3 protein-coding genes and 1 pseudogene are annotated in these 7,691 nt (G+C 57.9%); 2 read left to right on the forward strand and 2 right to left on the reverse strand.

Annotated elements, in window-relative coordinates:
• Positions 1-188, forward strand: a 188-nt coding sequence (locus tag HNP46_RS35360) for a hypothetical protein (protein ID WP_221455238.1), incomplete at its 5' end; no start/stop codon positions are given.
• 10 nt (positions 189-198) lie between these two features.
• The gene (locus HNP46_RS35365; RefSeq protein ID WP_184598910.1) at positions 199-462 is read left to right on the forward strand and encodes a hypothetical protein; all 264 of its coding nucleotides are present in this window, start codon (positions 199-201) and stop codon (positions 460-462) included.
• A 122-nt stretch (positions 463-584) separates the two neighbouring features.
• Here the strand turns inward: HNP46_RS35365 and HNP46_RS35370 are convergent, their stop codons facing one another.
• Positions 585-1,097 carry a hypothetical protein gene (locus HNP46_RS35370; RefSeq protein ID WP_184598913.1) on the reverse strand — a complete coding sequence of 171 codons (513 nt, stop codon included), beginning with the start codon at positions 1,095-1,097 and terminating at the stop codon, positions 585-587.
• A pseudogene (locus HNP46_RS35375) lies at positions 1,094-7,591 on the reverse strand (DUF637 domain-containing protein); the annotation flags it as partial. The pseudogene HNP46_RS35375 and the gene HNP46_RS35370, both read right to left, overlap by 4 nt.
• Positions 7,592-7,691: the final 100 nt, after the last annotated feature.

Genomic DNA, 7,691 nt, shown 5'->3' on the forward strand with positions numbered 1-7,691 from the left:
CGGTGGTCATGCTTGCGTCCGCAAGAAAAGTTGCGGACGCAATAGTCTCAACTGCGGGGTCAGGCACCCAGGACGCCGATTTTCACGCGCTTACCCTGATCTGGATAAAGGTGTTCTGGATGATTGGCCCGCAAGTGATCGGTCTGATCGGCGGAATCGCCATCGGCTGCGCCATTGTGTTGCGCTGAGGACATGGGAATGCGAGCGATCCTTGCCGTAGTCCTGATGACCGTCTTGGTATCCGGATGCTCCGATGAGAACTCGAAAGTGCGAGGTCAATTCATCGCCGGATGCATTCAGGGCGGAGCACCCAAAGCCATCTGCGCCTGTACGTTTGAGAAGCTGGAGGCTAGTTACAGTCCTGCACAGCTCAAAGCTTTCAACAAGCCCTACACGGCGCCACCCGAGGCCTTTCTCAAGAGCATGATGGCTGCCGCTAAAGCTTGCGTGACCGAACAGTAAGACCATCCCGTACGACCTCCTGCTGCCAGCTCCGATATGGAGCTGACGTCAGGGGGTTATTTTTTTGAGCGCTCACTCTAAATTTCATACCGAGAACTAAGGGTTACACGCCATAAAACAGCCTAACCTTCTCGCGCTAATATATTTCGCCCGTATGCTAACAGCTTAGCATCATCAACATCCTTATATTCCTCCATTAACTCAGACCCACAAGAGAACCCCAGATCTTTGCTGTAAATTGCATATACGCTTCCTGCACCACTCTCAGGATCAAGTACCTCCAGTGAAGGGCTGCACGACTCTGAACCACACCAGGAAATAGCGGCGCCATTCTCTACAAACCATTTTAAAGAATCTTCCAGAACAGACTTCCACTCTTCACCATCCGGCCAAGTCAATATTTTTGCCTCGATGGAAAAATTGCACATCCATTCCCCGTCCCACTCTCGAGCATTTAGCTCTGCCGCCCCCCCCCAAATACTACTGAAAGTGGATATTCTCTCTAAAAATTCAAAATCCTGCCTGCCGCTCCAATACCCATAAAAGATCAGGCCGACCACCTCATCTTGATACATTTCCTGAGAGCCTGGATCAATTTCCGACCAGTATATTCCGAGAGACTCTATTGTTTTCATAGGCCAAAATTCTTCATTTGCTGAGGAGAGGGTTTAATAGCTGTAACTATATCTCCGGCAGATATTTTTCCACGCGCCTCTTTGGCAACAAAAATCACCACGTCGTTTCCATCAATCTTCCCATAGAAACCTTTGACGGCCTGCCCACCTTGGGTCATCACATGATCAAAAGTTTTGCTGGGGCTTGTCAATATCACTTGACCAATATTTTGGAAGGCCTCTCTGGCTGCCTTAGATCCAGAATTGGCGGTAATGATGCCCGCGTCAATTAAATGTCTAGCTGAATGATCAACCCGCCCCAAATTAGATAGCGCAGATTTCGCGGCGTCTTCCGTAAAACCGATCGAGCCTTTTACGATCTGCTGCGATAAGTCATCCCCGTATTTCTTGCCCAGTTCAGCCAGAACCTCAGCAGAGACTTTCTCCACAGCCTTTGCTGAGCCGCCAACTTTCCCCGTTGGCGTAGGGGAAAAGATATCTATTCCCAGCTTTGCCCAATCTAATGTTTTCTCAAATGGCGTGTCCGGGATGAGTATTTCGAAACGCACATCTGGGTCGCGGCGCAGTGTGTAGTAAGCAAAATCAAGTACATCCTGGTCAATAGAGCTAACTGCTTGTATATCTTTCGACGCGATCGCTCGCAAAGCATCCATTACTTTGACTTGATCAATGTTGCTAGCGCCGTCCGGGCACCCAGCGTCGTATTGGCAACGATTCTTCGCCGCTTCTACAGCTGACTTGGCTTTTTCTTCATGAAGCTTGTAGTTGTACTGTGTGGCGTTCTCCGCCACCCACTTGCCAGTGGCTAGGTCGTCAATATCGGCATCTTTCTGAGTCGCTGCTGCCAGAACGCCCACCAACTGCGATGTCATGGTCAGCAGGTCTTCATTGCCGCCCACCCAAGTGTTGAGCTGGTCAACCAGCGCCTCGTTGGCACCACCTGCAAGCGCACCTGTTCGGAAGTCACCACCGCTGGCTTCGGCCAACAGACCGCCAACCATGGCGTGGATCAGGATCTTCTGGATGCTGCCTTCGTCGTAAACACCTTTGGTGTAATCGCCAACCGCATTGAAGCTGGCAGCAGCCAAGGTGCTGTACAGCGTGGCCTTGAGGGCGTCGCCCAAACTGCCATCCTGGCCAAGAATCTTGCCCAGGGCTGCAGCCGTGCCGTTCTGCAGCGCCTGCTTGGCTGCAAATTGACTGAGCCCCTGGAACGACCCAAGTGTGACGCTGGGATCGCTGAAGACTATTTTGCCGTTCAGATCAGTTGTGGTGCCTGTCCAGTCACTGAACGCCCCCTGAGTCAGACCGGCAGTGATGCCAGAAATGGCGTAACCCTTGAGTGCGTCGCCGGAGGTCGTGTCCTTGAGTACGTCACCCAGGTTGCCCTTGTTGTTGACGAAACTGACGGTGGCGTTGGTCGATGCGCCCACGGCGACAGCGGCTCCACCTGCGGCGACCGCTGTACTGGCCCCAGCAGTAGTCAGCGCTCCCATAGCCGCCGGCCCAACCACTGCCGCCATTACAATAGCAATTGCCAACTGAGCGCCGGCCCCTAAGCCGGAGTTGCTGTAGCTGTAGGAGTCGTGAATTTCCTTAACGGCACGCCAGTCCACATCACCCCGTGCCTCAGCCTCCTTGATCCAGGCAAGGGAGGGATCTGCCTGCACCATCGCGTCGATAGCTTGGCTGACGGACTGTTTGTTGATGTGCTTGTAGTCGATCGTCAGCCCATCGACGGCCTTAATCGCGATACTGCCCTGAGCGATGATCTGTGTCTGTCGCAGTGTCTCGTCGGTCCGGCCTTCACCTTTGGAGCTGGTCCAAGTCAGGTCGCTGTCCTCTTTGCTGTGCGCCTCGTGATGCAGGTCCTTGGCAGCCTCAAAGGTCACGCTTCCACCACTTAGAATCGCAACATCCTTGCCGCTGTCGAGCATAGCGGCCTGGTATTTCTGATCGCCGCCACTAAGCAGGGTGATATCACCACCCGCAGAAATTTCGCTACTCACCGCCTTCACATCGGTAACTTCGTCGTGGCGAGTCTGCTTGCTTCCCCAGCGTCCCTTGTCTTCTTTGTCGTACAGCGAGTAGTCGCTGTCGTTGGCCGCCAGGACGTCAATACGATCCCCCGCAACTAGGTAGGCCTCATCCCCCGCACCGATCTTGCTGGAGACCAGCGTGATGTTTTCGCCAGCCTGAATCGTGACGTCACCGCCAGCCGTCACCGACGACGATTGCTGCTGTACGTGGTCTTCCTGCTTGGTGACCTTTTTACTTTCGAAGTAGCTGTGCTGCTCATCAGCACCCGAGGCAATGGTCACGTTGCGGTCGGCGCTCAACGACACGTCGCGCCCAGCACTGGCATCGGTTGCCACCAGGGTGATGTCCCGTCCTGCGCTCACCGCCAGGTCACGCCCGGCAGTAACCTCACCACCGAGCTGGCTGATGTTCTGGTTGAAGGAGTGGCGCCCATTGGTCCGCTCATCGAGCGTTTGCGCCGACACCAGATTGACGTCACGTCCCGCACTGATGACGGTGCTGCCGCCTGCCTGTATGGCGCCACCGATATTGCTGACATCCCGACCGGCGTTGATGCTGATCGAGTTGCTGGCTTCAATGCGCGCCGCGCTGTCGGTGTAGCTCTGGGTCCAGGTGCGGTTGCCCAGGTTGCCTTCGTGCACTGTCACACTGCGCTCGTTGATGACGTCGCCGGTGAGTGCCGCGAGGCTGACATCTCGGCCGCTGAGGATGCCGCCCTGGGTGTTCTTGATGCTGTCGATGGCAATAAGGTCGAGACGATTTGCCTCCACTAGGCCGCTGTTGGTGATGTTGACCGCGCTGGCCGCCAGATCTCCGCTGGCACGCAGTGTCCCTTGGTTGGACAGATTGCCCCCGCTGATCAAGGACACGTCATTGCCCATGATCAACGCGCCATTCGGACCCAGGCGGCCAGTGGCCTGAGCCATGTACAGAACCGGCACCAGAACCTTCTCGCCGTTGACGATGGCTTCTTCCAGCCAGACGATGTCGTGCGTCAGGGCAGCGACTTGCTCAGCGGTCAGTCCCACGCCCACCTGCAGATTGAGGCGGTCCTTGTAGGGGATGGCGTTGTCCATCAGGTACTTGAACAGCGCTTCGTCGTTGTTGATGCCGGCGATGTAGCGCTGCCCAGTACGGGCCACAATCGCTTGCTGAATCAAGCGTTGCTCATACAGCCCATCGCCCAGGCGCATTTGCGCATGGTCCGGGTCGTAGCCCAACAGCCCCAGCAGGTAGTCGGAGCTCAGGAAACTCTTAAGGCTGGTTAGGTCTGGATTGGTCTCAATCAGGTATTTGTGGCTGTTGTCGGGGCGTGCGGTACTGGGCACCCCCTGAACTTGAGCGACATTGAGCGAGGCTGTTGCGGTGCTGCCCGACGCGGACGATCCATTGCCCACCAGAACGTTACCGACCTGAGCGGCACTGCCGTTCAGAGCATGCTCACGCTCACCCAGACCAATCGTCTGACCGGCGAAGCTGAAGCTGCCACCGCTACCCACCGTCTGGGTACTGCCCTGCGTGGCATCCTGTCCACTCAAGCGGAACAGACCATTGCTGCCAGTGGGCAAGCTGAAGCCCGGCAGCGTGATCGGGTTGACCTGCTGTTGTGCTTGCTCCGGCGGCAGTTGCGGATTGAGGGTGACTACGGTCGGCGCATTGCCGCTCACCCCCGTCTCGTCCACCCGAGAGTTGCTGCCTGCCTGCTCGACACCCTCGCGGATAACGCTGTTGCTCAGGTCCTTGGCGGCATTGATGATGACGTTGCCGCCCGCTTGCACCACCGCGCTGATGAACGACGAATCTCCACCGTAGAAGGCAATCTCATCGAAAGCCGTCGCATTCTTGAGCAGGTCCGGCGCTTCGACCAGGCCGCCGGGTTGATAGTTGGGGCGAGCGAAATCATCAAACGGCGAGGCGCCGAAGAAGCCATAACGGATCGAACCGAACTGCGCAAAGCGATCCGCTTCGCGCCCCCCTTCACGAATCATCACGTCTTCCAGCGACTCATCCCAATCGGCATTCCAAAAGCGGATGACAGGACGCCACGAGCCATCGGACATGTTCGTGCCATGCTGGTACTCAGGGTCATTGGCGGCGTTGTACGCCATGACCTGCTCCCAGAAAGACACGCCTTCCGAACCACGGTAGGGAACCTCGAACGAGCGCAGCAGCGAATAGTCACCCAGAGCAATGCCCTGGTTGGTAAAGGTGTTCAGGGCCATGGCAATGTTGTTGCCAGCCGAGATGGTCGATGCCTTGTTGAGCAGGCTGTCGCCCTGAATATCGAGGTCACGTCCCGCCACGATGCTGCCGGGAGCCGAGCTTTCTTCCAGCGATGTGCTGTAGTTCAGCATCCAGACCAGATGGCTGGCCGGGACGCGCCCTTCCCCTATGGCAGGTGGTTCGTTGCACTCGTAGCAACGCACCCCGATGCTGGCGGAAATCAGGTCCCCCGCTGCAACGCTGTACGACTCCATGCGGTTTTCCAGCGTCCGCACGCGCAGGCGCATATCGCCCACGCTTTCCAGCGTGGCGGAGAGGTTGTGCAGGGTATTAGCCCAGGTACCGCCATCGTCCGCAGCAAGGTCCAGGTCACCCAGGCTGTACACATCGGCGTAGCGGTTGGTGAAGTTCTGGGTACGCAGCAGTAGGTTGCCGCCGCTGAAGATCAACCCGTTTTCGTTGAGCAGGTTCGTTGCTTCGACGCGCACTGTTTCGGCGCTACCCAAGGTGCCGAAGTTGTCGAGTTGTCCGGCGCGGGCGATGAGGCTGCCGGCACTGGTGATACGGCCGTGGTTGCGCAGGATCGATGCGCCAAGCGTGACGGTCTGTCCACCGGCCACACTGGCGTTCTGGGTCAGATCGAGTTGGTTCGCCGAGAGCGTCAGATCCCCTAGGCTAGTGACCCGGCCATTGCCGTTGTAGGTGCCCGTCAACTGGATATCCAGGCTGCCATCGCTGGCGATCAGCCCGTCGTTGTTCCAGTTGCCGCCGCGTCCGGTAAGGGCTTGGCTGGCCAGCAGTTGGCCGCTGGCAGTTTGGGTGAAGTTACCGACATTGAGGTTGAGCCAGCCAGCTTGCAACACACTGCTGTTGCTCCAGGCATCGGCAGTGATGTCCAGGCGTCCTGTGGTAACAAAGCTGCCGCCGGCCTGGAGAATTTGTCCGGCGCTGATGCCGAATTGGCCGGTACCCACGTGCAGGAAGGTACCGCCCGCGTTGTCGATACCAACCAGGTTCAGGTTGAGGTCGGTGTTGGCGGTTTCTAGACGGCCATCCCGGTTGTCCAGCCAGCCGCTGCTGAGGCTGGTGATGCCGCTCTGCCCCAGCGCACGCAAGCGGCCGCTCTGGTTGTCGATGGTGGCAGCCGCGATGCTCAGGTTGCTGGTGCTTTCGATCAAGCCGCTGCTGTTGTTCAGCGCGCCGGCCAGACTGAAGTCAATGGTACCGGCCCCGACTTTTCCGCTCTGGTTGAGCAACTCGTTGGCCGAGAGATGCAGCAGGTTGCCGGCATACAGCCCACCGCCCTGGTTATCCAGAACAGTGGTGGTAATGCGGTTGTCGCCCTGAACGGCGGAGAGATGGCCGCTGCGGTTGTCGATGCCGTTTTGTGCGTCGATGACGAGGCGGCTGGCCTGGGTGATACCTGCGTTGTTGTTGAAGTGGCCGGTAAGCAGCTGCAGCAGGCCGCTGGCAGAGCTGAGGATACCTCCAGCACTGTTATCGAGGCTGCTGGAGGTCAGCAGCAATTGACCGGCACTGCTCTCGATTCGGCCCTGCTGGCTGTTGTCTAGCGCGCCACTGAGTTGCAGGCTGACGTCGCCTTGGCCGTTGAGTTTGCCGCCTTGGTTATTAAGGTTTTTTGCCTGGACCAAAAGGTTGCTGGCGGCACTGTGCAGCAGGCCGTCAGTACTGTTGTCCAGGTCGCCGTCCGCGAGTAGAAGGGCCAGTTCGTCCTGACTGGCCAGGGTGCCACCTGCGCTGTTGTTCAGTTGCCCGGTGGTGATCTGCAGGCGACTCTGGCTGGCAAGTTGGCCGCCGCGGTTGTCCAGGCTGCCTGCGCTGAGCAGCAACTCCGCGCCACTGGCTAAGCGTCCGCGATTGGCGTTAATCAGGGCACCGGTCAGGGTGCCGGTGAGCACGCCTTCACTGACCAGCAGACCGCCACTGTTGTCCAGGCTGCGCCCTTTCAAAGCAACGCGCTTGGCACTGATCTGACCGCCTCGGTTGAGCAGTTCGGCCTGCTCACCGGCTAAGGTCAGTTGTCCTTCGGCACTGATCAGACCGGCTTCGCTGTTATCCAGTTGCTGGGCAATGGTCAGCTCAATGGCCTGCTGGCCGGAGACGATGCCGCCACGGTTATTCAGGTTTGCGGCACTGACCGTTTGCTTGCCCTGACTGACCAAGGCGCCTTCGTCGTGGTTATCCAGGGCGCCACTAAGACGCACGCTCAATTCACCGTAAGCGCGTGAAAATCGGCGTCCTGGGTGCCTGACCCCGCAGTTGAGACTATTGCGTCCGCAACTTTTCTTGCGGACGCAAGCATGACCACCG

The sequence above is a fragment of the Pseudomonas nitroreducens genome, from assembly GCF_014204515.1.
GTDB lineage: Bacteria > Pseudomonadota > Gammaproteobacteria > Pseudomonadales > Pseudomonadaceae > Pseudomonas > Pseudomonas nitritireducens_A.

Coding starts and splice junctions, on each gene's coding strand:
- HNP46_RS35365 (WP_184598910.1), top strand. CDS start 199: ATGCGAGCGATCCTTGCCGTAGTCCTGATGACCGTCTTGGTATCCGGA.
- HNP46_RS35370 (WP_184598913.1), bottom strand. CDS start 1,097: ATGAAAACAATAGAGTCTCTCGGAATATACTGGTCGGAAATTGATCCA.